General features: G+C 67.3%; 20 protein-coding genes, 2 tRNA genes, 1 other RNA gene and 1 pseudogene. 12 read left to right on the top strand and 12 right to left on the bottom strand.

From position 1 onward, the window contains the following. The first annotated feature begins 17 nt into the window (after nucleotides 1–17). Nucleotides 18–90 (top strand) — tRNA-Gly (locus ACFVJX_RS16480). 65 nt (nucleotides 91–155) lie between these two features. Here the strand turns inward: ACFVJX_RS16480 and ACFVJX_RS16475 are convergent. The 6 genes from ACFVJX_RS16475 to ffs all read right to left on the bottom strand — a co-directional run bounded on the left by ACFVJX_RS16475 (nucleotide 156) and on the right by ffs (nucleotide 8,760). After that, nucleotides 156–1,070 (bottom strand): phosphoribosylaminoimidazolesuccinocarboxamide synthase, encoded by a 915-nt coding sequence (locus ACFVJX_RS16475; protein ID WP_384127906.1) that lies wholly within the window; start codon nucleotides 1,068–1,070, stop codon nucleotides 156–158. A 116-nt stretch (nucleotides 1,071–1,186) separates the two neighbouring features. Next, complete coding sequence (locus tag ACFVJX_RS16470) at nucleotides 1,187–2,650, bottom strand: N,N-dimethylformamidase beta subunit family domain-containing protein (RefSeq protein WP_384127904.1); 1,464 nt, start codon at nucleotides 2,648–2,650, stop codon at nucleotides 1,187–1,189. A 246-nt stretch (nucleotides 2,651–2,896) separates the two neighbouring features. Continuing rightward, nucleotides 2,897–4,657 (bottom strand): hypothetical protein, encoded by a 1,761-nt coding sequence (locus ACFVJX_RS16465; protein ID WP_384127902.1) that lies wholly within the window; start codon nucleotides 4,655–4,657, stop codon nucleotides 2,897–2,899. 318 nt (nucleotides 4,658–4,975) lie between these two features. Further along, the gene (purD, locus tag ACFVJX_RS16460) at nucleotides 4,976–6,226 is read right to left on the bottom strand and encodes a phosphoribosylamine--glycine ligase (RefSeq protein ID WP_384127901.1); all 1,251 of its coding nucleotides are present in this window, start codon (nucleotides 6,224–6,226) and stop codon (nucleotides 4,976–4,978) included. A 96-nt stretch (nucleotides 6,227–6,322) separates the two neighbouring features. Continuing rightward, nucleotides 6,323–8,545: a DNA polymerase III subunit gamma and tau gene (locus ACFVJX_RS16455; protein WP_384127899.1), complete on the bottom strand. Its 2,223-nt coding sequence runs from the start codon at nucleotides 8,543–8,545 to the stop codon at nucleotides 6,323–6,325. A gap of 118 nt (nucleotides 8,546–8,663) precedes the next feature. Then, an RNA gene (ffs, locus tag ACFVJX_RS16450) (signal recognition particle sRNA small type) lies at nucleotides 8,664–8,760 on the bottom strand. 131 nt (nucleotides 8,761–8,891) lie between these two features. On the opposite strand from ffs, the gene ACFVJX_RS16445 reads away from it, so the two are divergent. The 5 genes from ACFVJX_RS16445 to ACFVJX_RS16425 all read left to right on the top strand — a co-directional run bounded on the left by ACFVJX_RS16445 (nucleotide 8,892) and on the right by ACFVJX_RS16425 (nucleotide 13,162). Beyond that, nucleotides 8,892–8,979, top strand: a tRNA-Ser gene (locus ACFVJX_RS16445). 230 nt (nucleotides 8,980–9,209) lie between these two features. After that, the gene (locus ACFVJX_RS16440) at nucleotides 9,210–10,208 is read left to right on the top strand and encodes a CBASS oligonucleotide cyclase (protein ID WP_384127898.1); all 999 of its coding nucleotides are present in this window, start codon (nucleotides 9,210–9,212) and stop codon (nucleotides 10,206–10,208) included. Nucleotides 10,209–10,210: 2 nt separating this feature from the next. Beyond that, complete coding sequence (locus tag ACFVJX_RS16435) at nucleotides 10,211–10,726, top strand: hypothetical protein (RefSeq protein ID WP_384127896.1); 516 nt, start codon at nucleotides 10,211–10,213, stop codon at nucleotides 10,724–10,726. A gap of 31 nt (nucleotides 10,727–10,757) precedes the next feature. Further along, nucleotides 10,758–11,672, top strand: coding sequence for an AAA family ATPase (locus ACFVJX_RS16430; RefSeq protein WP_384127894.1), 915 nt, complete (start codon nucleotides 10,758–10,760; stop codon nucleotides 11,670–11,672). A gap of 71 nt (nucleotides 11,673–11,743) precedes the next feature. Continuing rightward, nucleotides 11,744–13,162, top strand: a complete 1,419-nt coding sequence (locus ACFVJX_RS16425) for an SAVED domain-containing protein (RefSeq protein WP_384127893.1) — start codon at nucleotides 11,744–11,746, stop codon at nucleotides 13,160–13,162. Nucleotides 13,163–13,356: 194 nt separating this feature from the next. Here the strand turns inward: ACFVJX_RS16425 and ACFVJX_RS16420 are convergent, their stop codons facing one another. The 5 genes from ACFVJX_RS16420 to ACFVJX_RS16400 all read right to left on the bottom strand — a co-directional run bounded on the left by ACFVJX_RS16420 (nucleotide 13,357) and on the right by ACFVJX_RS16400 (nucleotide 16,719). Next, the gene (locus ACFVJX_RS16420; RefSeq protein ID WP_384127891.1) at nucleotides 13,357–13,860 is read right to left on the bottom strand and encodes a hypothetical protein; all 504 of its coding nucleotides are present in this window, start codon (nucleotides 13,858–13,860) and stop codon (nucleotides 13,357–13,359) included. An 81-nt stretch (nucleotides 13,861–13,941) separates the two neighbouring features. Next, a complete protein-coding gene (locus ACFVJX_RS16415) occupies nucleotides 13,942–14,154 on the bottom strand; it encodes a hypothetical protein (RefSeq protein ID WP_384127890.1) in 213 nt (70 codons plus the stop codon). 323 nt (nucleotides 14,155–14,477) lie between these two features. Further along, nucleotides 14,478–15,722: a tyrosine-type recombinase/integrase gene (locus ACFVJX_RS16410; protein WP_384127889.1), complete on the bottom strand. Its 1,245-nt coding sequence runs from the start codon at nucleotides 15,720–15,722 to the stop codon at nucleotides 14,478–14,480. A gap of 11 nt (nucleotides 15,723–15,733) precedes the next feature. Then, nucleotides 15,734–16,039, bottom strand: a complete 306-nt coding sequence (locus ACFVJX_RS16405) for a helix-turn-helix domain-containing protein (protein ID WP_384127887.1) — start codon at nucleotides 16,037–16,039, stop codon at nucleotides 15,734–15,736. Between the two features lie 176 nt (nucleotides 16,040–16,215). Beyond that, entirely contained in the window at nucleotides 16,216–16,719 is a 504-nt protein-coding gene (locus ACFVJX_RS16400; RefSeq protein ID WP_073722126.1) for a helix-turn-helix domain-containing protein, read from the bottom strand. A gap of 300 nt (nucleotides 16,720–17,019) precedes the next feature. Here ACFVJX_RS16400 and ACFVJX_RS16395 point away from each other — a divergent pair, with 300 nt between their 5' ends. The 6 genes and pseudogenes from ACFVJX_RS16395 to ACFVJX_RS16370 all read left to right on the top strand — a co-directional run bounded on the left by ACFVJX_RS16395 (nucleotide 17,020) and on the right by ACFVJX_RS16370 (nucleotide 25,141). Then, nucleotides 17,020–18,300, top strand: a complete 1,281-nt coding sequence (locus ACFVJX_RS16395; RefSeq protein ID WP_384127963.1) for a DUF3631 domain-containing protein — start codon at nucleotides 17,020–17,022, stop codon at nucleotides 18,298–18,300. Nucleotides 18,301–18,724: 424 nt separating this feature from the next. After that, entirely contained in the window at nucleotides 18,725–19,687 is a 963-nt protein-coding gene (locus ACFVJX_RS16390; RefSeq protein ID WP_384127885.1) for a DUF2637 domain-containing protein, read from the top strand. 491 nt (nucleotides 19,688–20,178) lie between these two features. Then, the gene (locus ACFVJX_RS16385; protein WP_384127883.1) at nucleotides 20,179–20,703 is read left to right on the top strand and encodes a plasmid mobilization protein; all 525 of its coding nucleotides are present in this window, start codon (nucleotides 20,179–20,181) and stop codon (nucleotides 20,701–20,703) included. Continuing rightward, nucleotides 20,693–22,453: a relaxase/mobilization nuclease domain-containing protein gene (locus ACFVJX_RS16380; RefSeq protein ID WP_384127881.1), complete on the top strand. Its 1,761-nt coding sequence runs from the start codon at nucleotides 20,693–20,695 to the stop codon at nucleotides 22,451–22,453. The genes ACFVJX_RS16385 and ACFVJX_RS16380 overlap by 11 nt, the downstream gene beginning before the upstream one ends. 172 nt (nucleotides 22,454–22,625) lie before the next feature. Then, nucleotides 22,626–23,025, top strand: a pseudogene (locus tag ACFVJX_RS16375) (IS5/IS1182 family transposase); the annotation flags it as partial. A gap of 187 nt (nucleotides 23,026–23,212) precedes the next feature. Then, a complete protein-coding gene (locus ACFVJX_RS16370) occupies nucleotides 23,213–25,141 on the top strand; it encodes a hypothetical protein (RefSeq protein ID WP_384127880.1) in 1,929 nt (642 codons plus the stop codon). Nucleotides 25,142–25,427: 286 nt separating this feature from the next. Here the strand turns inward: ACFVJX_RS16370 and ACFVJX_RS16365 are convergent, their stop codons facing one another. Next, the gene (locus ACFVJX_RS16365) at nucleotides 25,428–26,471 is read right to left on the bottom strand and encodes a hypothetical protein (RefSeq protein ID WP_384127878.1); all 1,044 of its coding nucleotides are present in this window, start codon (nucleotides 26,469–26,471) and stop codon (nucleotides 25,428–25,430) included. Between the last annotated feature and the right edge of the window lie 23 nt (nucleotides 26,472–26,494).

Genomic DNA, 26,494 nt, shown 5'->3' with positions numbered 1-26,494 from the left:
CTCGCGCTTCGGCGCTTGCGGACGTAGCTCAGTTGGTAGAGCGCAACCTTGCCAAGGTTGAGGTCGCCAGTTCGAACCTGGTCGTCCGCTCGGTTCAGCAAGAAGCCCCCGGCCTCTCGGCCGGGGGCTTCTTCGTGTCCTGGTCCGCTGTGGGGCTACTGCCAGGGCGTACCGGTGAGGAGTTCGTACGCCTCGAGGTACTTGGCGCGGGTCGCGTCCACGATCTCCTGCGGCAGCGCGGGCGGCGGCTGCTCGCTCTTGCGGTCCCAGCCGGAGGCCGGCGAGGTCAGCCAGTCGCGCACGAACTGCTTGTCGTACGAAGGCTGGGCGTGGCCCGGCTCCCAGGTGGCGGCCGGCCAGAAGCGCGAGGAGTCCGGGGTCAGCACCTCGTCCGCGATGATCAGCTCCTCGCCGCCGTCGGCGGTGGGCGCGAAACCGAACTCGAACTTGGTGTCCGCGAGGATGATCCCGCGCTCACGCGCGATGTCACGGGCCCGGCCGTACACGTCCAGCGTCGTCCGGCGCAGTGCTGCGGCGGTCTCGGTGCCGACCTGGTGGGCCACTTCCTCGTAGCTCACGTTCTCGTCGTGGTCGCCGACGGCCGCCTTGGTGGCCGGGGTGAAGATCGCCCCCGGGAGCTCGGAGCCGTCGACGAGGCCCTCGGGAAGGCCGAGACCGCAGACGGTGCGCGAGGCGTCGTACTCGACCAGACCGGAGCCGGTCAGATAGCCGCGGGCGACGCACTCGACCGGGACCATCCGCAGCGACCTGCAGATCGTCGTACGGCCGGCCCAGTCGGCGGGGGCGCCGGGGGGCAGCTCCGTGGACAGGACGTGGTTCGGTGCGAGATCGGCGAGCTGGTCGAACCACCACAGCGAGAGCTGCGTCAGGACGCGGCCCTTGTCCGGGATCTCGGTGGGCAGGACCCAGTCGTACGCGGAGATCCGGTCGCTGGCGACCATGACGAGGTCGCCCGCCTCGTTCCGGTACAGGTCGCGCACCTTGCCCGTGTGCAGGTGGGTGAGACCCGGTACCTGCACGGGCTCGGGCTTTTCTACAAATCCGGACACGCTGCCTCCGCGTAGGTTGATCCAGGAGTCGTTCCGATTGTCCCGTATCCGGGTGCGGACGGCAGCGGAGGGGTGCGGCGGGCGCGTCAGTGCCCCGAGGGGGCGTGCGGTGTACCTCAGTCGCGCTTGCAGATGCGGTCGAGGAGGTTGGCGGTGGCCTTCTGGATGCGCGGGTCGACATGGCCGGGGCGGTCCAGGGCCGGGGACCAGGCGAAGGTGCCGGAGGCGAAGACGAGGGCGCCGGACGGGGATCGGTACAGAGACGTCTCCTGGTGGCGTGTGACGCCCTCGGTGTCCTGGTATGGGGAGTGCGCGAGCAGGATGCGGTTGTCGTGCTCGGGGAGCGTGGTGCGCGGGAAGTAGCGGTCGGCCTCGCCGGCTACCAGTCCGTCGATCTCGTCGCCCTCGCCCGCGCCGGTCGCGTCCCAGAGCCAGTGCTCCGCGTTCCGCACGACCAGGGGGTGCGGGTCCGGGACCCGGCCCGCGTACTGGATGCCCAGCAGTTGCTGCTCGGCGCGGTCGACCTCGCGCCAGAGCGCGGGCTTTCCCGGGCCGTGCCGCTTCCGGCAGGTGAGGAGGCGGTCGGGGACGCCGGACGGCGACGGGGAGAGGCTGACCTGCCAGTACATGGTGTTGGCGGAGAGGAAGACCAGGGACGTGCCGTTGTCGCGGGCGCGTTCGGTGGTGCGGCGCATGGGGACCGACCAGTACTCGTCGTGGCCGGGGAAGACCAGGCCCCGGTAACGGGTCGGGTCGATGCGGCCCGCGTGCAGGTCGCGGGTGTCCGCATAGGCGATGTCGTAGCCGTAGCGCTCGGCCCAGCGGATGAAGTCGTAGGCATGCCCGACATGCAGCGGAAGGCCCGCACCGGCGTAGGGGCGGTCGAAGGAGACGGTTACCGCCGCGTCCTCCTCGCCGAGCAGCCGGCCCTGTTCGTCCCACGCGTGGTAGAGGCTGGCGCCCGTGCGGCCGTCCTCCGGGTAGAGGTTGTACGCCTGCCAGGTGATGTCCGGGAGGACCAGCAGCAGATCGGCCGGGTGGTCGTCGCGGACCGTGAACGGAATGTGGGAGCGGTACCCGTCGACCGTGGTGAGCACGGCGACGTACGCGCCGATCGACCAGTAGCTGGGGATCTGGAGCCGCCAGGACTGCCACCAGTGGTGGCAGGAGACCGTGCGGTCGGCCGTGAGCGGGGCGGGCTGGACGATGCCGGAGAGCCGGGGGCTCGTGGTGATCTTGGCGGCTCCGTCGCCCCCGTAGTGGCCGATGCGGTAGATGTCCACGGAGAACTGCTGGGGCGGGTCCACGGTGATGTGGAAGTCGATCGCCTCACCGGGGGCCGCGGCGCCGGTGGAGCTGAAGCCCTTGATCTGGCGGTGCACGTCGTCGGCGGTCCGGGTGCCGCCGCCGGTGGAGCCGCGGGGCAGCGTGGGGTCGGCGTACCACGGCACCACCTGGCCGGTGTCGTCGAAGTAGTTCTCGCTGCCGCGCAGCCAGGGCAGAGGCCCCTGGCCGAAGGGGTCGGTGACGGCGTGCGCGAGGGCACCTGACTCCCAACGACGAATCTGCTCCGCCCCCATAACGCGCGTCCCTCCCTCAGGCCCCCGGAACAACAGTGATGCGCCGACTGTCAGCGCCGGTCCCCAGCACATCACATAACGCATGCACTCCGTCACCGTTCGTCGCGAATTGACGTGAACGGAACCTGAGCTTCCGGGTATTGAACGCTATGGGACGGTGATATGCCTGCTTTTCACCCTAGTTGCACCTGGAAACCTGGCAGACGATCTCAGACATGCTCCGGATACGAAGTGGTTCGAACCGTTTCAGACGAGACGAACAGGTTTGTCGGTACGCACCCCGACCGAGGCGAGCCAGGAGCGCAGCGGCGCGGCGTCACCGTCCTCGACGAGGCTGAGGACCGGCGTGCCGAGGTCGGACCGGCGTTCGCCATCGACCAGCAGCGCCGGACCGTCGAGCCAGTCGAGCCCGGGTGCCGCGCCCGCCGTGTCGACGGCCGCACAGCAGACCATCGCCGCGACGTGATCCGCCAGCAACTCGGTCCCTGTACGGGGCGGCTGGAGGGGGAACAGCGGGAGTGGGTCGGGCCCCCAGAAATCGAGCACGTCCGCACCGGAACCACCCGAAGCGTTGGAGGTACCTGGGGCCTGTGCGCTCTGGCCCTGATTCCCGTCCTGACTCCGATTCCGGTCCTCCGACCGGTCCTGCGCCTGCGCCTCGTCACGGACCGTCGCGGCGCTGATGGCCGCCGCGAGCTCCTCACCGCGGCCGCTGCCCGCGGAGAGGTGTTCGACGACGCGGGCCAGCGTGGGCACCGCGGCACCGGCCACGTCGGAAGCTCCGGCGGACGACGCGGGCGGCACGCCCATGGCGTCCAGAACCCGGTGCAGCCGGGCGGCCTCGGTACGCCACTTCCGGTCGACGACCTCTTCCGGATACTGCTGCCAGTCCACCGGGGACCAGTCGGGCCCGGCCTCGGCGGGACCGCCGTGGAAGAGCCGGGCGGCCAGCAGGGACGCCGCCTCGTCGGCCACTCCCGGCTCCTCGATGAGATCGCAGGCGGGCCGCTCGCCGAGCCGGGAGGTGAACCCCTCGGCCAGCCGGTCGCGCCGGGAGAGCTCGGTGAGCGCGGAGACGACGCCGGCGTCGAGCCGGGACGGCCAGCGCCCCATCCGCCAGGCGGGCAGCGCAACCCGGGTGAGCAACCGGTCCCAGCCCGCGTAGGCGAGACCGACCTGCTCCTGGGCGACGATCCGCAGCCCGTAGTCCACCGCCTGGGCACGGGTGGAGGCGGCGGCGGCGACACCGCGCTCCATCTCGGCGGCATGGCTGTGACAGCTGCGCAGCAGCAGCCGGGCGATCCGGCCGATGAGGACGTGGGGCAGCCGCAGCGCCTTGCCCAGGGGCCCCCGAGCGGGCGCGGCCGCGTCGGCGACGACTCCGTCCAGCCCGCGTACGAAGCGGCGGGCCGCCGCTATGTCGGGGTGGGCGGAGGGCCCCGTGCCCGCGACGACCGGGGCGAGCACCGCACGCAGCTCGGCGACCCGCATCCACCACATGAACGGCGAACCGATGACGAGCACGGGCGCCGCCTGCGCCCGGCGGCGTCCGGGGCCGTCCGGACTCGGGCGGGCGGCGTCCCCGCCGGCGGCCGGATGGGTGCGGTCCTCAAGCCAGCTGTCGCAGTCGGGCGTCAGCGCTATGGCCGACGGCACGGGTACGTCGAGGCGCTCGGCAAGATCACGGACCAGCCGGTAGAGGTCCGGGGCCGCCTTCTCGCTGAGCGGCACGGTCGGGCTGACCGCCGGCTTCGCCCGTACGACGGCGACCGCGACGGCTGCCGCGACGAGCAGCACGACGACGGCGCAGGCCGTCACGGCCCAGCGCGCCGCGTCCCAGCCGCCGCTGTCGGCGAAGCCCTGCGCGCCCGCGGCGAACAGCACCACGGCGACGGCCGCGGGCAGCAGTGCCACTGCTGTCGCCCTGCTGCGGATGCGCAGCAGGGCCAGAGCCCGGGCGCGCGCAGCCTGCGCACCCAACTCCTCACCTGTACCGGTACCGGACATGGCTGGATGTCACCCCCTCTGCCCTCGCGACGGTGTTGCTCACTCCCCCACTGTGGCACCCGTCACTGACATCGCAATGCCGGTGGGCCAAGTGCCGGAATGCTTGCGCCGCACCCTAGTTGGGGCTTCGGTGGGCGTCATCCGGATGGCCGAGCCGTCACTCGATGGAATGGCTTTGGCTAAAGCTGCTGACGCGCCGCTGTCCATGGGGCAGCGGCGCGTCGTGGGAGGTGGGACCGTGATCGGGGCGGGTGGGGCTCAGGCCTACGTGGCCCGAGCCGTCTTCTCGGCCATGCCCGTACGGCTTCGGGTCCCAGCTCAGACCTGAGCGGCCTTCTCGGCGATGTCGGTCCGGAACTGGGAGCCGTCGAGCCGGATCCGGGCCGCCGCCGCGTAGGCGCGTTCACGGGCTCCCGCGAGGTCCTTGGCGGTCGCGGTCACGGAGAGCACCCGTCCGCCCGCGCTGACGACCGTGTCGCCGTCCTGCCGGGTTCCGGCGTGCAGGACGTAGGCATGCGGGGCATCCTGTGCGGCGACGTCTTCGAGACCCTCGATCGGGTCACCCGTTCGCGGGGTGTCCGGATAGTTGTGGGAGGCGATGACCACCGTGACGGCGGCGTCGTCGCGCCACTTCAGCGGGGGCTGCACGTCCAGGGTGCCGTTGGCGGAGCCGAGCAGGACACCGGCCAGCGGAGTCTTCAGCCTGGCCAGGACCACCTGGGTCTCCGGATCGCCGAAGCGGGCGTTGAACTCGATGACCCGGACGCCGCGCGAGGTGATCGCGAGGCCCGCGTACAGCAGTCCGGAGAACGGTGTACCGCGGCGGCGGAGCTCGTCGACGGTCGGCTGGAGGACGGACTGCATGACCTCGTCGACCAGCTTCGGGTCGGCCCAAGGCAGCGGGGAGTAGGCGCCCATGCCGCCGGTGTTCGGGCCCTCGTCGTTGTCGAGGGCCCGCTTGAAGTCCTGAGCGGGCTGGAGGGGCAGCACCGTGGTGCCGTCGGTGATCGCGAAGAGACTCACCTCGGGGCCGTCGAGGAACTCCTCGATGACCACGCGGTCGCAGGCCAGCGCGTGGGCACGGGCCGCCTCGACGTCATCGGTGACGACGACGCCCTTGCCGGCGGCGAGACCGTCGTCCTTGACGACGTACGGAGCACCGAACGCGTCCAGGGCCGTGTCGATCTCGGCGGCGGTGGTGCAGACGTAGCTACGGGCGGTCGGAACGCCTGCCCCGGCCATCACGTCCTTGGCGAAAGCCTTGGAGCCCTCCAGACGGGCCGCCTCGGCGGAGGGCCCGAAGCAGGGGATGCCCGCGGCGCGCACGGCGTCGGCGACCCCGGCGACAAGCGGTGCCTCCGGGCCGACGACCACCAGCTCGGCGCCCAGTTCGGTGGCGAGGCGCGCGACGGCAGCGCCGTCGAGTGCGTCGACCGGGTGCAGTTCGGCCACCTCTGCGATGCCGGCATTGCCGGGGGCGCAGTACAGAGAGGTGACATCGGGGTCGAGGGAGAGAGAGCGGCACAGGGCGTGTTCGCGGGCGCCGCCGCCGATGACGAGGACCTTCACGGGGTGCAGCCTAGCCGCCGGGGCAGGACGGCCTTGACGGGCGCCGCTCCGTGGACACCGGGGCGCCGGCAATCACGGGAGCGTCCCCCGACTCGTTTACTCGTTGTTGAACTCCTCCACGACCGTGGCGCCCAGCTCCCGGACGATCAGGTCGTGGCCGGAGAGGGCGGAATCGACCAGATCCGGGTCGTCGGCCTCGGGGGTGTCGTCCTCGAGGGAGACCGAACGGGGTGGCTCGGGAGCGTTGTACGACCGGGGCGCCGGGGGCTCCGCGGCGGGTTCGCCGCCGCCCTGCTGCTGCCGCTCCGGGGCCGGCCGGGGCTCGTACTGCTGCGGTGCGGGCGGGGCCGGGCGCTGGGGTGCGGGTGGGGCGGGAGGCCGACCGCCGCCCTGCGGGGGCTGTCCGCCGCCGCCCGACGGGTCGACGATCGCCTCGATCTTCCACTGCGCGTTGAACCGCTCGGCCAGGGCCTGCTTCAGCACGTCCTCGCTACCGCTGCTCGTGAAGTTGTCACGGGCGCCCGAGTTGAGGAAGCCGATCTGCAGGGTGGCACCGTCGAAGCCGGTGACCTGCGCGTTCTGGCTGAGGAGGATCCAGGTGAACCGGCGGCGGTTCTTGACCGCTTCCAGGATGTCGGGCCACATGTTGCGCACCTGTCCGGCGCCCTGCGTCATGCCGGGGGCGGGCTCCGGGGCGGCGGGGCCCGGCGTGGGAGCCGCGGGGGCGACCGGGGCGGGGGCGGCGGCCTGTGGGGCCGGTGCCTGGCCGGGGGCGGCGGCCTGTGGGGCCGGTGCCTGGCCGGGGGTGGAGGCGGTCGGCCAGCCTCCGGGCCTGCGGCCCTGCTCCGGCGCCGCAGCGGCGGGCCAGGCTCCGGGCCGCTGCCCGGCCGCGGGGGCCTCCGTGGGGGGCGGCTGGACCGGTTCGACGGGCGGAGCCGCCTGTGCCGATGCGGTCGGCGGCACGTCTCCGCGTGCTGCGGCCCGCGCGGCGGCCGGCCCCGATCCGGCGTCCGGCTGCGCGGCGGGGGCGGGTGCGGCGGCCTGAGGTGCCTGGGGAGGCTGAGGTGCCTGCGATGCCTGTGGTGCGACGGGGGCGTGGGCCAGCGCCTCATGCCCGGGGACGTACCCCATGGCGGGCCCGGGACCGGTGGTGGCGAAGGACGCTCCCCGCTCCAGCCGGTCCAGCCGGGCCTGGAGCGAGCGCTCGTCGTCGAAGGCGGCGGGCAGCAGCACCCGGGCGCAGATCAGCTCGACCTGGAGCCGGGGCGAGGTCGCCCCCCGCATCTCCGTGAGCCCCTCGTTGACCAGGTCTGCGGCCCGGCTCAGCTCGGCGGCCCCGAAGACGGAGGCCTGGGCCTGCATCCGCTCCACGACATCGGCCGGGGCGTCGATGAGCCCCTTCTCGCCCGCGTCCGGCACGGCGGCCAGGATCACCAGGTCACGCAGCCGCTCCAGCAGGTCGGCGACGAAGCGCCGCGGATCGTTGCCGCCTTCGACGACCCGGTCCACGACCTCGAACGCGGCGGCGCCGTCACCCGACGCGAAGGCGTCCACGACGGAGTCGAGCAGCGAGCCGTCCGTATAGCCGAGCAGCGACGTCGCCATGGCGTATGTCACACCGTCATCGGCCGCACCGGCCAGCAACTGGTCCATGACCGACATCGAGTCACGTACGGACCCGGCGCCGGCCCGCACCACCAGCGGAAACACCCCGTCCTCGACGAAGCTGTTCTCCTTGCCGCACACCTCGGCGAGGTAGTCGCGCAGCGTTCCCGGCGGCACGAGCCGGAACGGGTAGTGGTGGGTACGCGACCGGATGGTGCCGATGACCTTCTCGGGCTCCGTGGTCGCGAAGATGAACTTGAGGTGCTCCGGCGGCTCCTCGACCACCTTCAGCAGGGCGTTGAACCCCGCCGACGTGACCATGTGCGCCTCGTCGATGATGTAGATCTTGTAACGACTGGACGCGGGCCCGAAGAACGCCTTCTCCCGCAGATCACGCGCATCGTCCACACCACCGTGCGAAGCGGCGTCGATCTCGATCACATCGATCGAGCCCGGCCCGTTGCGCGCGAGGTCCTGGCAGGACTGGCACTCCCCGCAGGGCGTGGGCGTGGGCCCCTGCTCGCAGTTCAGGCAGCGGGCGAGGATGCGCGCACTGGTCGTCTTGCCGCAGCCGCGCGGGCCGCTGAACAGGTACGCGTGATTGACCCGGTTGTTCCGCAGGGCCTGCTGCAACGGGTCAGTGACATGCTCCTGACCGATGACCTCGGCGAACGACTCGGGGCGGTAGCGGCGGTACAGCGCAAGGGACGACACACATACGAGGCTATAGGGGCCCACCGACAACCGGCCCCGGGCCGGGCACACCACCGGCCGTGAGAGCCCGACAACGCGGAAACCAGGCGCCCCGGACACGTCCGGACGGCCCCGGAAACGTAAGGACCCCCCACGCACCCGCCAGAGCCAACCTACCCTTGCTGCCTTCCGGCCCTGGGGGAGTTCAGTCAGATAGCGCCACGTGAGGGGCTGACGCCCACCTTAGCCGATCCCCGCCCCCGCACGTCCACCTCCCCACCCCTGAGGACCCCACCGCGACCGCCGGCGGGGAGTCACCGGGGAACGGGTTCGCGAGCACTCCTCAACGTCTTGTATTGTTTGCCGCGGAGGATTCGCCTAGTGGCCTAGGGCGCACGCTTGGAAAGCGTGTTGGGGGCAACCCCTCACGAGTTCGAATCTCGTATCCTCCGCCATTGCTCTCACCGGGCAATACGTCGAAGGCCCCCGCAGCTCGCTGCGGGGGCCTTCGACGTTGAGGGTTGCAGTTTGGGTTGCAGTTCGTGCAGCAGGCAGTGCCGGAGAGCACTGTAGGTGGGCCACCGTCGGCACCTGGGCATCCCTCCCAACTCAACCGGGTTTGTCAGTGGTGCGTGGTAAGTCTGTTCTCCTACCGATCGGCTCCTCGGGTGAAGGGTGAACAGCGATGGCGGGGGAGAGCTACGTCGAACACGAGGTCCTCAAGGCGTTCGCGAAGAACAAGGTGAACGTGCCAAAGGAGGAGGCGAAGGAGCGCCGTCGCCAGGTGAACTACCTGCGGGAGCAGCTGGAGAGCTACATCGCTGCCCACCCGGACTTCGACCTGGTGAAGCTCCGCGCGTCCGGCAGCACAGCCAAACACACCGCGATCCGTCGTAGGCGCGGCACAGGGTCTGATGCGGACGTTGCCGCGTATCTCCGTGTAGGTGACCCAGACATCGACGTCTCGACGGTACTGACCTGGCTGGAGGAGCGCTGTAGAGAGGTATACGGCAAGACGAAGGTCGCGGAGGACTTCAAGCCTTCCGACCACGCGGTCGGCATCATGATGCGGGGCTCCGGCTTGAAGATCGACGTGGTGCCCGTGCTCTACACCGGCGAGACGGACGATCGGGGCTACCTGGTCACCAGCGGTGGCACCAAGGTACTGACCTCGGTCACGCTGCACCTGCGCTTCATCGAAAAGCGCAAGAGGGAAGCCGGCGATGGCTACCGGGAGCTGATCCGACTCCTGAAGGCGTGGATCCGCGAGAGCAAGGAGGTCGATCCGCAGCTGCGCTGCAAGTCCTTCCTGATCGAACTCTTGGTCGCGCACCTCTGGGACGTTGGTTGGAACGGAAAGCCGCTACAGGTCGACGACTACCCGCAAGCAATCGAGCAGGTCCTCTCCTACATCGTCCGCACGGGTTTGAAGGCACCGATTGTCTTCACCGACTACTACAAGGCCGACGAGGTGAGCGCGACGACAGACCCCATCCAGGTCTGGGACCCGGTCAATCCAGAGAACAACGTCGCTCGTGGCTACTCAGAGTTCGACCGTCAGCGGTTGATCAACCACGCGGGGGCCACCCTCGACACCCTCACGACAGCCGCCTATGCGGCAACGAAGAGCGAGGCGCTCGACCTCTGGCGCGAGCTGTTCGGTCCTACCTTCCCGGGAGAGTAGCCATGAGTGGTTCATACTCCAGGTCCGCTTCCGGCTCGTTCACGATCACCGACGCTCGCTACGTCGGAGGCAGAGTCGCCGCCGACCTGCGCCTGCTGTACAACCTCTACGGCGAACCCTCCCACGAGAGAATCGAGCAGTTCGCCGAAGAGGTCGCCCTGTTGCTGCGAGACGGATATCTGGACACCGTCGACTACGGCTTCCGCGACACCGCCACCAACGCCTGGAAGTTCCGCCTGCGCTATAAGGCCACGGTCGGCGGCCAGCTCGTCGACTCCCGCCCCGGCAGCTTCCCGGACCCGGTCGACCTCACCGGTTACACCTTTCACAGCTTCCTGGACTACAGCGCCGACTTCTGGCTCTTGAGCAGCCCCCAGCGGGCCGGAGTCAAGGAGGCACTGCCAGTCTCCAGGACGACCGGTACTGCTCCGAGCGCCACTGCGGGCACCAGCTCCGCGGGTCACGGCTACGCCCGCAACGGCGCTGGCGTCTCACGCGACGTCTACGTCGCCTTCTAACCCAGCGCCACCGGCAGAGAGGAACGAGCACGTGACCAGCCAGGACGATCTGTTTCACCCCGTCATCGAGTTGCCCGAGCCCACCCGACGTGCCCGCTACGATCGTCTGGTCGGCTTGGACGAGACGAAGCTGCGCCTTCGCAAAGAAGCCGCGCTCCTCGCGGACCCTCGCCGACTTCGGTCATGGGCCGCGCAGCACCACGGCGGCGATGTCGCTGCTCTGGCCCTGTTCGCAGACAGGGCACCACTGTTCGTCTTCGCCGGAGACGTCGGCTCCGGCAAGTCCGCACTGGCCGAATCTTTCGGCTGCGATCTCGCCGACTGGCTCGACCTGCCCGTGTACCTGTACCGGCTCAAGCTCGCCACCCGCGGCAGCGGACTGGTCGGCGAGATGACCTCCCTCATCGGAGACGCCTTTACCCACATGCACACGGTGGGCAAGCGCGCGGCAGGCTCCGATGGAGCACGCGCAGTACAGATTCTCGTCGTCGATGAGGCCGATGCCCTAGTGCAGTCCCGCGAGGCCCAGCAGATGCACCACGAAGACCGGGCTGGCGTCGACGCGTTCTTGGCTGGCATCGACAGTTTGGCCGGCGCCGCACTCCCAGTCATCGTCGTCCTGTGCACCAACCGGGTCGGAGCCCTCGACCCGGCCGTCATTCGCCGCGCCGCGGCCACGTTCACCTTCACCCGCCCCGGTGACAAGCAACGCAACGCGGTACTCACCCGAGCACTCGACGGAATCGGCATCCGACCGGAGACCATCCACAAGGTCGCCGAGCTCACCGGCCCGACGGAGGGCCGCCCCGGCTACACCTTCTCCGACCTCACCCAGCGCCTGGTCCCGGCGGCCGTCTTTCGCGCCTTCCCCGACCGGCCCGTCACAGACGAGGACCTCCTCGCCCTTGCCGAGAAGCTGGAGCCAACACCCGTCTTCACCGAGTAGCGCTGATGGCTCACCTACCCGCCCCCGGTCCCACCAGCGTCCGCACCACCGGCGACTACTACCAATGGCTCGTGGCCTGGGAGGCATGCCTGACCCTCCTGCGAGAGAACGCCGCCCGTTCGCATAACCCTGTGCGCGCCGTCGGCGTCGAACTAGACAGCGTCGGCAACCTGGACGATGTAGTCCTGCTGCGTGATTTCCCCCCGAACACCTACAAGCAGGTCAAGTACGCAGTCGACAGTGCCACACCGATCAATGCGGACTATCTGACCAAGCCCGCCGCCAGCGGTGGCCCCTCGATCCTCAAGAAGATCGCCAGAACGTGGAAGCATCTGACCACACACGGTGGCAGCGTCGAATTGCACCTGGTCACTAACCGGGCAGCCGACCCCGCTGATGAGCTCGTAAAAGTCTGCGATGCCCGCACCGGGCTGCTGATGCCCAAGGCAGCCATCGGCGGAGACAAGTCGAACCGCGGCAAGGCCCGTGTCAGGTGGGCTGAAGAAGCAGGTCTGACCGAGGTCGAACTCCTCGATCTGCTTTCGGTTCTGCACTTCGACCTGTCGGTGAACATGGTCAAGTACCAGGAACACCTTCAGCTGTTGATGGCCATCGCGGGATTGCTCCACGACCAGCGGGCGTTGGAAGCGGGGATTGGATGGGTCGCCAAGATGGTCCGGAACGGCCAGCGCCAGCTCACACAGGCGATGGTCGAGGACGCCGTCGAGGAGTTGGCCCTGAAGGCCGGCCCCGCTCGCGCCGTCCTGTCCATTGCGACCCTTAAACCAGATCCGATGGCGCCGGACGCCGACCACGCCATTGACTGGGTCGACCGCTTCGAAAGCGACTCCGAATACACTAAGCGTCGGCCCTTGCCGCCGAATACCTGGGACCAACTACAGGCGGACATTGAAGCCGCGCCTGGACGTCTCCCCGCCGGTACGACTGCTGTCTCGGTCACGGGCAGCATCCGTCTAGCACCAGCCTTCCTGGTTGGTGCCACCTTCCGCATGGTCACCGGAACCGACCTCGCAGTGCTCCAGCGGGGGAGGGCTGGTAGCCAGCTCTGGACGACCAACGACTCATTTGAGGACGCCTTGGCCCCGGAAGTCGCCGAGCACGAGATCGGTCAGGGCGACGAGATCGCTGTCGCCATCGCGGTCTCGACGGAGATCGTCACGGACGTCCTGGAGTACCTGCGCGAACAGAACCTTCCGGTCAGTAGGCTAATCGTCCTCGCCCCGCCGAATGGCAAGGCGAACGACGGCTCCGTCTCCGGCAGCACCGCCGCGAATGCCTTGGCAGTGGGCATCCGCGACCACCTCCGCCGCTCCGCCCGCCGAGTTCAGCGCATGCACCTCTTCCTCGCCTGCCCAATGGGCCTTGCTGTTCTACTGGGCAACCGGTGGAACCGGCTGTGCCAGACCGTCGTTTACGAAGACATCAAGATCGACGACGGATACGAAGCGGCATTCAGCGTGGAGGCGTAGGAGCCCCCTCGGTCCGAACGTGCCGGACATCGAAGTGCGGAGGGTCGGCCCGAACTCCTAGTGATCCCCATTGCTTGGCCGGTGGCCAGCCCTGAATCCTCTACCTTCAGGGACATGGCCACCGGGTGTGCGTGCCACCTCAAGGTGGTGCGAATGGACCCTTCTTCAGGGCCGGCCTCAAGGTTCGCTATAAGTCATTGGTTGCGTTTGTTCCTTGTGGGACGGCTGGCTGGAGATCGCTCCCACCCAGCGGCGAATAGCGATACAGACTCCTGGGTGTAGATGGGGCCTGCTGCCGTACGGGCGATCGGCGGCGGGAAGTCAGGATGGTCGCTGGCGAGTTGCGCTACGCGCTGTCTGCTGACACCCAACTGTTCCGCGATGTCCTTGGTAATGACCAAGTCTTGCGGTCGCGGATATTTCGCTTCCTGTTCGACGCGATCCGCCGATCGGATCAAAACCTCCTCTTGCGTTCCGTGAATGCCAGCCTTCTCGAAGGCGACCTGAGCTTTGCTGAGTGCTGCGGTGGTGGCTTCGGCGAGGGTGGGCGCCTCAAGCCGCCAGACAAGCCTGAATGCGCTGGTAGCGCTGTCATGGCTGGTGGTGGCGGCGATGAGGGCGAGGAGCAGTTCGTACTGCTCGACGCTGGGCGCCGATACTCCGCTCGCCGTCAGGGTGGCCTGCCACGTCTTATGCATGGTGGTGTAGCCCTTCCGGCCTGAATTGTGCCAATGGTTTGGGTCATGGAGACACGGGGGCCCCGAAGGGCCCCCGCCCGGTCAGCTTCCGTAGGGGAAGGTGAGGCCGAATCCTCGAAGTTCGTTCACCAGCTCGGTCCCTTCAGACTCCGTCTCCGGGGTCTTGGGGAACGTCACCGTGCGCGTGCCCTCGCTGGTGCGGATGACGAAAATCCACATCCCAGTCGATGTCTGGCGACCGTAGGCATCCTGCTTCTCGCAGTCCTCAAGGAGGTAATCCATGAACCTGTTCACGCGCGTCCTTAGCTGCTAGCCCGGAGGGGTTTCTCCCTCGCCACTCACGTCACCCCCAGTCGCCGTCCGTACCTGACACCCCTTGCGTGAGGCAAGGGGTACTTTACTCTACCTCTTGCCTCACGCAAGAACCAACACGTTAAGCCGCCACCGTAAGGGCGGAAAGCGGTAGCGCCTTGGCTTTGCCGCCCCTTCGGGGGCGACCCCTCTTCGACAGTCGTCCGACGACGGCTTCGACTAGGCCCACACAGATGACGACACCACGCCGCCTCCCGTTGACGGCCGCCCACGTGGCGTCACCCATCGCACTGGCCACCTGCGGGTTACTGCGAGCTACTGGCGGACGGCCCCTCCGGCAGCGGCCAGAGCAGGCCACCGATCTTGTCGGCGGTGTCCGTAAGCACCCGGTTGGTGAGGTGCTGGTAGCGGCGGCGCATCCGGGCGGACTTGCCGGGCTCCCAGCCCATGATCGCGTCAACGACTGTGTCGGGAACGCCAAGGATCAGCAGGACGGTCGCGGCCGTGTGGCGGGCGTCGTGGAGGCGGCCGGCGCGCAGGCCGGCCGCCTTGAGGAGGTCCTTCCACTCGTGGTGGTCGGTGTTCGGGTTGAGGGGCTCGCCGGTCGTGGAGGCGAAGACGTACCCCTTCTCCGTCCAGAGGTCGCCGGCCAGTCGGCGGTCTCGCTCCTGCGCACGTCGGTGCTGAAGCAGAAGCTGCACCAAGGGCTCGGGTATGCCGATAGGCCGACGTCCGGCGCGAGACTTGGTGTCCTTCGTCTCACGGCGGATGTTGACCTTTTGAGGGCAGTAACCGGGCTTGCGCCCGCAGCGGTTGCCGCAGCCGTGCTCGTACCGGGGCCGTAGCCGGTTGCGGTGGACCGTCATGACCCGCAGTTCGAAGTCAATGTCCGTCCACTTGAGACCGAGGACCTCACCCTGACGCAGCCCCAGGGCAAGAGATACGACCCAGCGCGCCGGGTGCCGAGTCTTGTTGGCCAGGTCCAGAAGCTTGTGCACTTCCTCGACCGTGTAGGGCTCGACCTCTTCCTCTTCCAGTCGCGGCGCCTTGGCGACGGAGGCGGGGTTGACGGTGAGGTGGCCTCGGCGCACCGCCTCGTTCAGAGCCGTGCGCACGGTCCGGTGGACCTGGTGCGCGGTGCCGGCGGCGCTGCCAGCCTTCTGCATCTTGGCGTAGAAGCGCTCCAGGTGCTCGGGCTCCAGCTTGGGCAGGCGGTGCGCGCCGAGACCGGGGATGAGGTGGTGGTAGACGGCGACGCGGTAGCCGTCGATGGTGTTCTCGCCCACGTGTGGTGCGGCGATGTTCTCGACCCAATGGGTCAGCCAGGTCGTGACGGTCCAGGTCTGCCCGGCCTTGCCGACGGTGCCGGAGTCGCGTTTGCGTTCCAGTTCGCGGACCGCCTTGGTGGCGTCGGCGCGGGTCTTGCGCTTGACGTGGCGCCGGTCGGGCTTGCCGTCGTCCTTGACGCCGACGGTCACGTAGCCGTGCCACTTGCCGTCCTTGCCGAGGAAGATCGAGGAGGCACCGTTGGGCTGGCGTGTTTTGGCCATGTCCGCCCCCTTCAGGCCGCGTGGGCGGCGGCCGGGGCGGCTGCCTGGGAGCGGTCAGCCAGATAAGTGGCCAGGGCCTCGACCGGCACTCGGCGCAGGCGGCCTATGAGGACGGAGCCGATCTCGCCGGAGGCGATGAGTGCGTACATGGTGGTACGGCCGACGCCGAGGCGGCGGGCGGCCTCCTCGACGGTAAGCGCGACGAGGGGCGCGTCAGAGATGGGTGCCGTGTGTTCCAGCACGAGTGTGCGGAGCCGCTGCTCGGGGACCCCGAGCGCGTCGGCGATATGGGTGAGCGGGGGCGGAGCGGTGGGCATGAGGGATCGCCTTTCGGCGGTCACGGGGCAACGTGACCGCTGGACTGTCCGGGATGGGCGGTGGGCTTAGATCGGTGTCCGCGTTGGTGGCCCTCGGTGTTCGTAGCACCGAGGGCCTGCGGTGGATGGGCTTCGAAAGCCGTGTTCAGACGCCGGGAAAGATCTCCGCCGAACGGTTACTCGTCGGCGGAACCGCTGCGGAGCGGATCCTCGGGTGAGTTCGGAGCCGGGTAGAAGGAGAGGCTCCCCGGGTCGGGCTCGATGCCGAGGCGCTCGGCGATCTCGTCGTATCGGGCCTCGGCCGCCTCAAGTCTGGCCTTTGCGGCGTCGGCGAGGTCTTGGGCGACTTGGTGCTCCTGTTCGGCCTTCTGAATGTCGAAGGCCGCCTCCTGCAATTCCCAGTGAGGATCGTCGCGGCTCGCGACGGCTTCGAGCAGGAAGTTGCCAGCAGGGACGCCGAGAGCCTTGGCGAAGCCGAGGGCCTCGTTGAAGCTGATGCTCCGGGCACCATTCTCGATCTTGGCGATCTGGGTCTGGTGCATCTTGAAGCCCAGGCGACGCATGCGCTCTGCCATGTCCTCCTGGGACAGGCGGGCCGTCATCCGTAGGACCTTCAGGTTGTGCGCCACCAGGGCTTCGCCCTCTGGCGGAGCCCAGCGTTGCGGCTTGGCGTCGTCCACTTCTTTCACCTCCCTCCTCTTCTCGACAAACGGAGGTCGCCACGCCTCCACCCTTAAACCCTACCAGCATGGATAACCCAACCCGCAAGGGAATACACGCAAATGTGACACACATCACTATGCACCTGAACAGCAATCATGCCGCAAGAGATTAACTTTTCAATGCCCTGAACACTTGACTTGAGGCGGACGCTCGTACACACTTATGCCATAAGGGCATCCACAAACGAACCGCCAGGAGGTTAACCCCGTAGGTGCCCCGAGGAACGCGAAAACCCCCGGCGCTACGAACACCGGGGGCTGCAGGAAACCTCGCCACCGCCCATCCCAGGACAGTCGACCGCGGCGGACCGGGTTGCCCCCCGGAGCCGCCGAGTGAGGATCTCCGTGAACGAGAGTACCGCCCCCGCCGCCCCTGCGGCACCCCGTCCGAGCGGCACCCCATCACCGCACCGTGGCCAGCCGGACGCCGCCGCCGCGCCACTGGACGAGCTGCGCACCGCCTTGGCCCGCTTCGTGGTCCTCCCGACCGAGCAGGCACTGGACGCAACCGTGCTGTGGATCGCGGCCACCCACCTCCAGCAGGTGTGGCAGCACGCCCCGCGTCTCGCTGTGGTCGGCCCGGCGAAGCGGTGCGGCAAGTCCCGCCTGCTCGATCTGCTCACCGAGACGGTCCACAAGCCCGTGATCACCGTGAATTCCACGGCAGCGGCCATCTTCCGCTCGATCTCGGACGAGCCGCCGACCCTCCTCGTGGACGAAGCCGACACCATCTTCGGCAGCCCCAAGGTCGCCGAGAAGAACGAGGAGATGCGCGGCCTGCTCAATGCCGGGCACCAGCGCGGCCGACCGGTACTGCGGGTCGTCGGCAAGGAGCACACACCCCACTCCTTCGCGACCTTCGCCATGGCAGCGCTCGCCGGCATCGGCGACCTGCCCGACACGATCATGGACCGGTCCGTCGTGATCCGGATGAGGCGCCGCGCGGAGGGCGAGCAGGTGAGCCCGTACCGCACACGCCGCGACAGCCCCGCCCTGCGCTCCCTGCGGGCTCACCTGGCGCGCTGGACCGCCTCAGTGGCCGAGCAAGCCCTCCACCTGGAGCCGAAAATGCCGGTCGAGGACCGGGCGGCCGACACGTGGGAGCCCTTGGTGATCGTCGCGGACCTCGCGGGCGGCACCTGGCCCGAGCGCGCCCGCACCGCGTGCGAACAGATGGTCACCGCTGAGGCCCAGGCCGAGGAGGACAACCCCTCCAACGCCCGGATCCTCGCCGACATCCGCCGCGCCTTCGCCGCCGCAGGTGACCCCGAGAGCGTGTCCACCGACGCCCTGCTCTACCGCCTCAACTCCGAACCCGAAGCTCCGTGGGCCGAAGCCGGACGCGGTGGCCTGAGCCCGCGCGCCCTGGCAGGGCTGCTGCGGGAGTACGGCATCCGCTCCGGCAACGTCCGCATGCCCGACGGCAACCAACTCAAGGGCTATACGCGGACGAAGTTCACCGACGCCTGGAAGCGCTACTGCCCCACCGTCCACCCCGAGATCAGCTCGGACGGCAGCAGAGACATACCGACCAAGTGACCTTCACGGGTGCCGTCGACAGCTCGTCGACGGCACCCGCACCGGGCCGACCGCCGTGAAGCGCCGGCCTGCCGTCGCGAATTCTGCGGGCGGACCCGCCCATATCCGTCTCGTGGCGTCCTTGCCGTCCCAGCCACGTAAACGCAGGTCAGAGGCGGTTTCGCCAAGACGGCACAGCGTCCCAAGACGGATGACCATCCGTCCTGGGACTCGAAGTGACAACACGGCACTACCTGCGCGCCCGCACACCGACGTGTCCGCCTGCCGACCGTGACCACTCGGAGGGACACGTCGCGCACGGCGCTGAGACGTCATGCCACCGGCCGCCGTACTGCCTCTGACCTGCTGCTTCAACGGCAAGACGGCCAAGACGGATCACCACGCACCACCTTTCACACCATGCCCCGAGGGGAACCCCACGCCCATGCCCGACTCCGCCATACCCACCGCACCGGCCAGCCGTCACCGCGCCACGTGGTGGGACCGGCTCGCCATCATCCTGCTCGGCATCGCCGGATGCGCTCTCTCCTACGACGCGCTGCGACAGATGGCCACGGCCGTGCACATCCGCGACCAACTGGCCTACCTCTTCCCTGTAGTGATCGACGGCTTCATCGCTTACGGCGTCCGCGCCCTGCTGGTCCTGCGCGAAGCGCCGATGCCCGCACGGCTGTATGCGTGGACACTGTTCAGCACGGCGACCGCCGCCAGCATCTGGGCGAACGGTCTGCACGCCCTCGCCCTGAACAGGCCCGGCGCAGTCACCCTCCGCCTGGGCGACGGCACCGTCACGGTGCTGTCTGCCATCGCACCGCTCGCCCTTGCCGGAGCGACCCACCTGCACATCCTGATCACCCGCTACGGCGGTACCTCCACCGCCCGAACGTCGGTGGACGCAAACGTCCTTGAGTATCAGGACGGTACGCAACCGGCACCAGAGCGACCGGCCGGGGTTCCGTACACCGCCCGCGCGGACCTTCTCACGGCAGTTCAGCCCAGGCAGCAGGAGTCCACTCGCATGGCCACGGAGACCGCCCCCTTGTCCGCGGCCGACGAAAGCTCGTCCGAAACCGGATACGACGAGGATGCCGATCGCGACGAAGCCGACGTCGAACTCGGACGGGGACGAGAAGCCACAGGCCAGAGCTCCCTGAGGGATTCCGGTCGCCCTCCGGCGACGAGCCTTGGCGGACGTCCCGCGATGGCTTCCATCGCCGAGCTGGCACGCGTCATCAGGGCCGCTCATCCAGGGAGTTCCGGACTGACCCGTGACAGCGCCCGTAAGGCAATCACCGAAGCCGGACTCGGCGCCGGCACCGGTCGGCTTGCAGAAGCGATGGCGCTGGTACGGGACAGTGCCGACGCCCGTCCGCACCCGGACAGCTGACCGGCATCGCAGGGCGCTGCCCGGGACCGAACCGATTCCGGACAGCGCCTGCTTCCCGGTCCACTACACGAGGTCCCCGGCCGGGCCAAGCCGTCGAGTCCCCGGACACTCGCCCCATCCACCCCAGACCACACTCAGAGAGGAGCCTCCAGACTCCCGTGCGTCGCAATCCGTTCTCCCGCAAGGCCACGTCCTCCCAATCCTCGCCGCCCCGTAGTCGCCACTCAGCGCACCCGCCCACGTCCGACCAAGGCTTTGACGGAGACACCCTCCAACGGACAGCGGAGCGAGCTGGGGCGAAGTCCACATCGCCTGAGGGCGATGCGGACTTCGCGCTCGGATCCGCCCCAGCGGGGGCGGATCCGGCCCCGGCCCGAGGGGCCGGGACCGAGGATGGCAAGGAGGCCGAGCGCGGCCTCCACCAGGACAAGCAGCCGCCCGCCGAGCCGAGCGAGCCAACCGCCGCCCCTGTCGTACGTCAAGCGCCGACCGTGAACGCCGACGTGTTCATGAAGCATGGTGTCGCCGCCAACGATGTCCCTGCCCCTGTTCATGCCGACATCGCGCCCGGCGCCGAGCGCCGCCGGCACCTGAGTGAGGTGCTCTACCGGCCCCGCTCCGGGACCAAGCGCACTCTGCAACTGACCTGCTCGGCCGAACCGGCGGAGCGTGCGTTCATTGACCTCGCCGCCCGTAAGGCGAGGCGTTCCCGTTCGGCGTACCTCATGGACTGCGCCCTCACCTTCGCCCATGCCTACCTGTCCGACCGCCGTCCTGAAGGCGTCGCTCCGCTCCCGTCTCCGCAGGCCACCCAGGACCTGATGGTTCTGTTCGGCAAGCTGGTCAGGGAATTCGGACGCGTGGGAAACAACCTCAATCAGCTCGTCCGCACCGTCCACCAAGGCGAGCTGCCCGATCGAGCCGAAGACACCCTCAGCGAGTTGCACCAGGTCGCCCAACGCGCTCGCCTGCTGCTGGACCAAGCCCTCGCTGGGGGTGGTCGCCGTGGTGCCTGACGTCTCCACGGGTGACCGCAGCCGTGGCCTCCTGTCCTACCTCTTCGGCCCCGGCCGCCGTAACGAGCACACCGACCCGCATATCGTCGCCGCGTTTGCGATGCCCGGCATCAACGACCCCGGCCGTGTTCCCATCGACCAGCACCACGGAGCCCTCAGCGAGCTGGCTAACTACCTCGACCAACCCGTAAAGCTGCGCGAACAGCGGCTGGGAAAGAAGGTGCCGCAGCACGTGTGGCACTGCCCCGTCCGTACCGCACCTGGCGACCGTTACCTCACTGACGGAGAGTGGGCGGAGGTCGCCCGCCGCATCGTCCACTCCACGGGCATCGCCGAACACGGCGATGACGCCGCGTGCAGGTGGATCGCCGTGCGGCACGCCGAGGACCACATTCACATCATGGCGACCAGCGTCCGCGAAGACGGCCGTCGCCCCCGCAACAAGGGAGACGGCCGACGGGCCCAGGCCGAATGCCGCAGGATCGAGACCGAACTCGGTCTGCGTCGGTTGAAGCCAGGAGACGCGACCGCGCCGAAGACGCCGTCCGGGCCGGAAGTCGCCAAGGCCGAACGACAGGGCCGCAAGAACACAGCCCGGGTCTGGCTTCGCGAGCACGCCTACGCCGCCGCGGCGGCAGCCCGCGACGAGGACGAGTTCTTCGCCGTACTGACGTCTCTCGGGATCAAGGTCCGCCCCCGTCTCGGTCCCGTCACCGGAGAGGTCACCGGCTACAGCCTCGCCACCGCTGACGACACCGATGCCAGGGGCGAGTCCATCTTCTACAGCGGCTCGGCACTCGCTCCGGACCTGTCCCTAAACCGGCTCCGTGAGCGCTTCGGCCTGGCCGATGGCAAGGCTGCAGGGCAGGCCACGGCGTTGCACACAAGCCGCACGGACGCAGGCGCCTCCTGGCGGCAAGCCGATGGGGAGCTGCGCGCCGCCTACATGCTCGTCACCGGCGGAACGGCAGTCGATGAGGCCGACGCCAAAGTGCAGGCTCAGGCTGCGGCATTCGCCGAGCTGTTGCACAACACCGCAGTCTCTGCGCCGCGCCAGCTCCGGGCAGAAATTCAAGCGGCAGCCATCGCCTTCAACCGCGCCAACCGCTCCGCCATCCGAGCCGACCATCGAGCCGCCGACGCTCTGCGTCAAGCCGGAAGGACGCTGCTGACCTCGTCCACCGGCAGGGACGGCGACTGCGTCGCCGCCGCGCTCGCCTCTGCCGTATTCCTGCTCATCGCCCTCGTCGAGTGGCACGCCCAGCGTGGTCACGCGCAGCAGGCGGCAGCGGCCCAGCAGTCCCTCGTCCACCTTCGAGCCGCCCAACAGCACGCCGCCCGACCGGCCCTGGCCCATCTCGCCGCGCGTGCCCCGAGTCCCCAGGCACAGGATCGGCTCGCCGCAGCCGTCCGAGCCACAATCCCCGACCACGCGCATCGCATCCTCGCCGACCCGGCTTGGCCCGCGCTGTCCACTGCCCTCGCCCAAGCGGAGTCCGCCGGCAACCCGCCGCGCCGGGCCTTGGCCGTCCTGTCAGAGCAACGGGAGCTCGACACCGCGGACCGACCGGCCGAAGTCCTGGTCTGGCGCTTGCGGACGGCCACCGCCGAGCGAGTCAGCCAGCGAGCTCGGAGCGCGGCCACCCGTAGTGCTCGGACCGACCTTCTGACGAAAAGGACGGGAGTACCTGCCGTTTCGGCCGTCCAACCGCAGCCGACAAACATAAAACGCCTTGGTCCAAGTCACTGACGTGGACTTTCCCCAGTAGAACAGTGTCTTCTCAACCTTCACGCGTGACCGGAACAGGGAGCTTCTTCGAGTTGGCTACCGGTCGCGTGGTGATCGTGAGGCGCAACGGACGAGGCCCCTGGGCAGTTGATCGAGATGTCTGACGTCTCAATCGTGTTGCTCGGGGGCCTCGTTGGTCATCCATCCTGCCGGAATCGACCTGCCGCACGCACTCATGGCATGGGGCACTCTGCTGATCATCACCCGTGAGGTCGACCGGCGCTGCAAGCCCCATCCGTCCCAGCGCGCGATGGTGCACAGATCTACCTGCGCGAACACACCTCTCTCGCGAAAACCGCCGCCGGGTTCGGAAGCAGCGAGTCCACCTCCCACGCCTACACCAATGACGTCATCGACCTGCTCGCCGAACCTGCACTGGGTCTACTAAGCCGCTGCGCGAGCACGAACCGGGCTTCGTCACGCTCGACGGCACACTCGCCGAGTGCGACCGCATCGGCGACAGCCGGACGGGCTACCTCGCTTCGTGCAACAGAGACGGCCAGCAACGCGGGCCCACATCACCGGGCTGGCGCGCCGCGTTTTAGGTCCGGTCAGATCGTTCGTGCGGCGTGTAAAAATCTCAAGGATGAGCACAAAATCAGCGTAGAATCTGCATCGAATGATCGGCTCGGCGGCCGTCGTTCGCGTTGCCGTTCCCGAGTATTTCGAAGCCGAGGGATCTACGGCCTACGGTAATCAACATTGCGCAGGGAGAGCATCGTGAGTGAAATCGATTCCGCCGCGAGTAGCCCGGGTTCTTCTGATGAATCACAAGTCAGAGTTGACTCGCCAGACACGGAAGCCATTACTTATCGGCATGATCCTTCCTTGGTGCCTGCTCTGGCACGACTCGTAGATGCGGCATGTGAAGAGGCGGACGACTTGATGACTGCAAGTCTACGCATTCGACAAATCGCGCAGGATATTGAAACTTCGCTTCCTCCCGCCGCACTACAGGTTCTGACCACAACCTTCACGTACCATCTTGCGATCCATCCATTCATGTCTTCCCAGCCAGGCGCCTCCCTGGTCCCATTTGATGGACCATCCATCTTTCCGGTGGCACTGCGCGATGCCGACAGTGATACGCGAGCACTTTGGCTAGCTCTCTATTCATCCGTTACGCATCCTGCAGCGAAGGCCCGTTGTTCGGATATCGTCTTCAGTCTTCGCATGACAAATGGTCGTGACGCTGCGGACGGTGCGGCTCGAGCTTATCTGGATACAATCGGAGGCAGCCTTTCTTCTACTGAGCAGGGAACAGGCTTGTTGCGCGCGTGGGAGATTACGCGTTCAGTAAATCTCTTGTCGCGAATGCAACAGGTAAAGGCAGTCATGCTGGATATGGCGGAGAGGCTATTGAGCGACGGTGAAGATGGACACATCTTCACCAATCTGCTTGATGCCCTGAGTTCGCCACAACGTAAGAAAAACGCACAACCGCTAGATCCCAAGGTCGACGATCTCCTCGACAGGGCGCTTTTGTCCTACTCGGGAACGCTTGTCGTAGGCCAAATAGCTGCGCTTGTTCGGCGTAGAGCTGTCGCTACAGGCGACGATGCCCGTGCTCGGCACGCCAGCGAGGTGGAGGTAAAGGCTCATTTGAGTGATGCTGATGGAGCCGTCGATGCGCTAGTTATTAGGGCGCATCTAAATGAAGCCGCTTCACTGGCTCGCCGCCTCAGCATTCCAGAACTGGAAAACTTGGCAATCTCTCGCTTGCAGTCTGCTCCTCCTGTAAAGTGGCAGACCCTAGCAACCGAGGCCAGCATTCCGAATTTTTATATTCGCGGCTACCTGCGACCATACAAGAGAGCAAAAACGTGGCGCAAAGCTCTGGGCGCATGGTTTGATAGTGAGGCACCCAGCGGTACCCTGGCCAGCAATGAGGCGGTGGCACGCAACGTGCTAACGCATTCGGTGTTGACTAGGATCGTCACGACAATTGAGTTTGGCCCGGGGGATCTCCCTAGGCGAGTTCTTTCGAAAGACGAGGCAAAGTTCCAGAATGAGCTTGTCCGTGCAGAGACCTGGGGGATAAATTTTCACGGGATTCTCCTTGCTGACGCCCTAGATATCATCAAGGGCCGCTTTGGGATTCCCGATTTCAGGGATCTTGAGGAGTCTATTGCCACATCTGGAACTCATCCTGTGTCGGCTAGAACTCTCGCAAAAGGATTGATTCTGTATTGGGTCGGTGAATTTGATGCTTGCGTGCATCTTACTGTCCCCAAAGTCGAGGCATCGGTTCGGGCGCTCCTGCTGGAGCTGAATGAGCCTGTATATAAAACACAAGTCGGCGATGGGGCGGGGCAATTTCCGGGCCTTGGAGCGCTACTCCCACACCTGATAGATAATGGCTTTGACCCTGATTGGGAGCGTTTCCTGAGGACATTTCTCCTTGGGGACGGCATGGGTGTCCGCAACCTTGTTGCTCACGGTTTTATGGACACGGTGAGCCGTGAGAAGGCGGCTCTGGCGCTCCGGGCGTACTCGTTGCTCGTACTCATTACCTCCCACGAACACACCGAGAGGGACGCGGGGCTCGTAAAGGCAAGCTTGGTCAACCCACTCGGAGTTCCGCCACGTCCGTGGTGGCGGCGCGTCGGCCGTGCTGTGCGAGCGGCCCGGAACGAGCTGCTTAGGTAGGCGCGGCAACCCCGCAGAGGCTCGCAGGATTCTCTTGAAATTCGCAGCGTCGCTAGCAAAATGACTCGAAAATCGCAGGGTTCACTTGCGCAGAACACGGACGATGTCTCCGGTGGACGGCTGTGCGTGATGCTTCGCGATCATCACCCGATCGGTGACCAACTCGAAGAGGCTGAATAGAGGGCGCTCGTGAGACGGATGCCACAGCGCCCTTCTTACACGTCGACCTAGGATGCGGCGGCCGAATAAGCTGGCGAGACCGGTTGCTGTGCTGCCCCGGCAGCCGTCAGGGAAAGGCATCACCGACTGGCCAAAGCTGGGGGAGGCCGAGGACATCCTGGATGGGGCAGGTTGGCATGTGCCTTTCGACCTGGGCGTCGGCGAGCTGTGCAGTAGCCCAGGAGGGCAGGACGGGGGCCGGAAGCGAGGCGGGATCCGAGCTGTGCCAAAGAACGGGGGTGTTCTTTGCCCAGGTCCACGGTGCTGGGTTGTCGACGGTGAGAACGCCGCTGACTTTTCCGTGGGCGTGATCATAGGTGGAGTTCCAATAGCCGTTGGATAGACGACCGACGACGGGAGTACCGGTGTGGACATATTCGACCGAGGCCCCGTATAGCGCTGTCTCGACATCTCGGTTCTCAGGAAAGAAAGCCGCGTGGCCCACCGCCACGATGAATGGCATCCCCAATTCACCATACCTGCTCCCCTTCTTCTTGACCGCGTCGAGCACCCGATCCGACCCGACATCGAGCCAGCTAATCGAGGGGTAAACCCCGATTGCCCTGGCTGCCGGGTCGTCTCGCTTTCCAGGACTTCGGGGTATCGCCTCGAATGACAGGCTCCAGTCGGCTTCCTGCCAGGTATGCCTTGGCAGTGGCACTTTACGCTCGCAGTCTGCAATGACTTGGTCGGGGTCCAGGCTGCTGAGCCACTGCACCAAGCCGTTCTTCAACCGCTTCTGCGAAGGCGCTGCCGCACCCATCGCGTGAACGGAGTACGACAGGAAGAAGTTGGGACTGGGCACATTATCGATGGCGTCGATCAACGGGGGTGGGATTTGTTCACCCATGTCGGCCAGGCGCTGGGCCGACCAGATCGCCTCGACGACGAATCGTTCACCCTCTCGACTAACAAGGAAGTCGGGGTTCTTACCCGCAGTTCCGACACTATGCTCGATCGCCACCTTGCAGCCGGAGCCGATCAGCATTTCGTGCAGGTAGAGCTCCCACAACGCCGAGAAGACGTTCGTGCCAGAGTTACGGTCCAGCAGCCTACTACGCATGCCGCGGCGGGACTGGGCCGGAAGATGCGACCACCACTCATTGATCACATCCCTTATCTGATCCCAAAAAG

The organism is Streptomyces sp. NPDC127177, from assembly GCF_042672475.1.
Taxonomy (GTDB): domain Bacteria; phylum Actinomycetota; class Actinomycetes; order Streptomycetales; family Streptomycetaceae; genus Streptomyces.
This window is presented reverse-complemented; position numbering and strand designations above follow the sequence as displayed.

What these genes read in the sequence shown, in the direction of transcription:
- ACFVJX_RS16390 (WP_384127885.1), top strand. Translation starts at nt 18,725, where the DNA reads ATGCCCGACTCCGCCATACCCACCGCACCGGCCAGCCGTCACCGCGCC.
- ACFVJX_RS16420 (WP_384127891.1), bottom strand. Translation starts at nt 13,860, where the DNA reads ATGCATAAGACGTGGCAGGCCACCCTGACGGCGAGCGGAGTATCGGCG.
- ACFVJX_RS16440 (WP_384127898.1), top strand. Translation starts at nt 9,210, where the DNA reads ATGGCGGGGGAGAGCTACGTCGAACACGAGGTCCTCAAGGCGTTCGCG.
- ACFVJX_RS16435 (WP_384127896.1), top strand. Translation starts at nt 10,211, where the DNA reads ATGAGTGGTTCATACTCCAGGTCCGCTTCCGGCTCGTTCACGATCACC.
- ACFVJX_RS16470 (WP_384127904.1), bottom strand. Translation starts at nt 2,650, where the DNA reads ATGGGGGCGGAGCAGATTCGTCGTTGGGAGTCAGGTGCCCTCGCGCAC.
- ACFVJX_RS16405 (WP_384127887.1), bottom strand. Translation starts at nt 16,039, where the DNA reads ATGCCCACCGCTCCGCCCCCGCTCACCCATATCGCCGACGCGCTCGGG.
- ACFVJX_RS16410 (WP_384127889.1), bottom strand. Translation starts at nt 15,722, where the DNA reads ATGGCCAAAACACGCCAGCCCAACGGTGCCTCCTCGATCTTCCTCGGC.
- ACFVJX_RS16465 (WP_384127902.1), bottom strand. Translation starts at nt 4,657, where the DNA reads ATGTCCGGTACCGGTACAGGTGAGGAGTTGGGTGCGCAGGCTGCGCGC.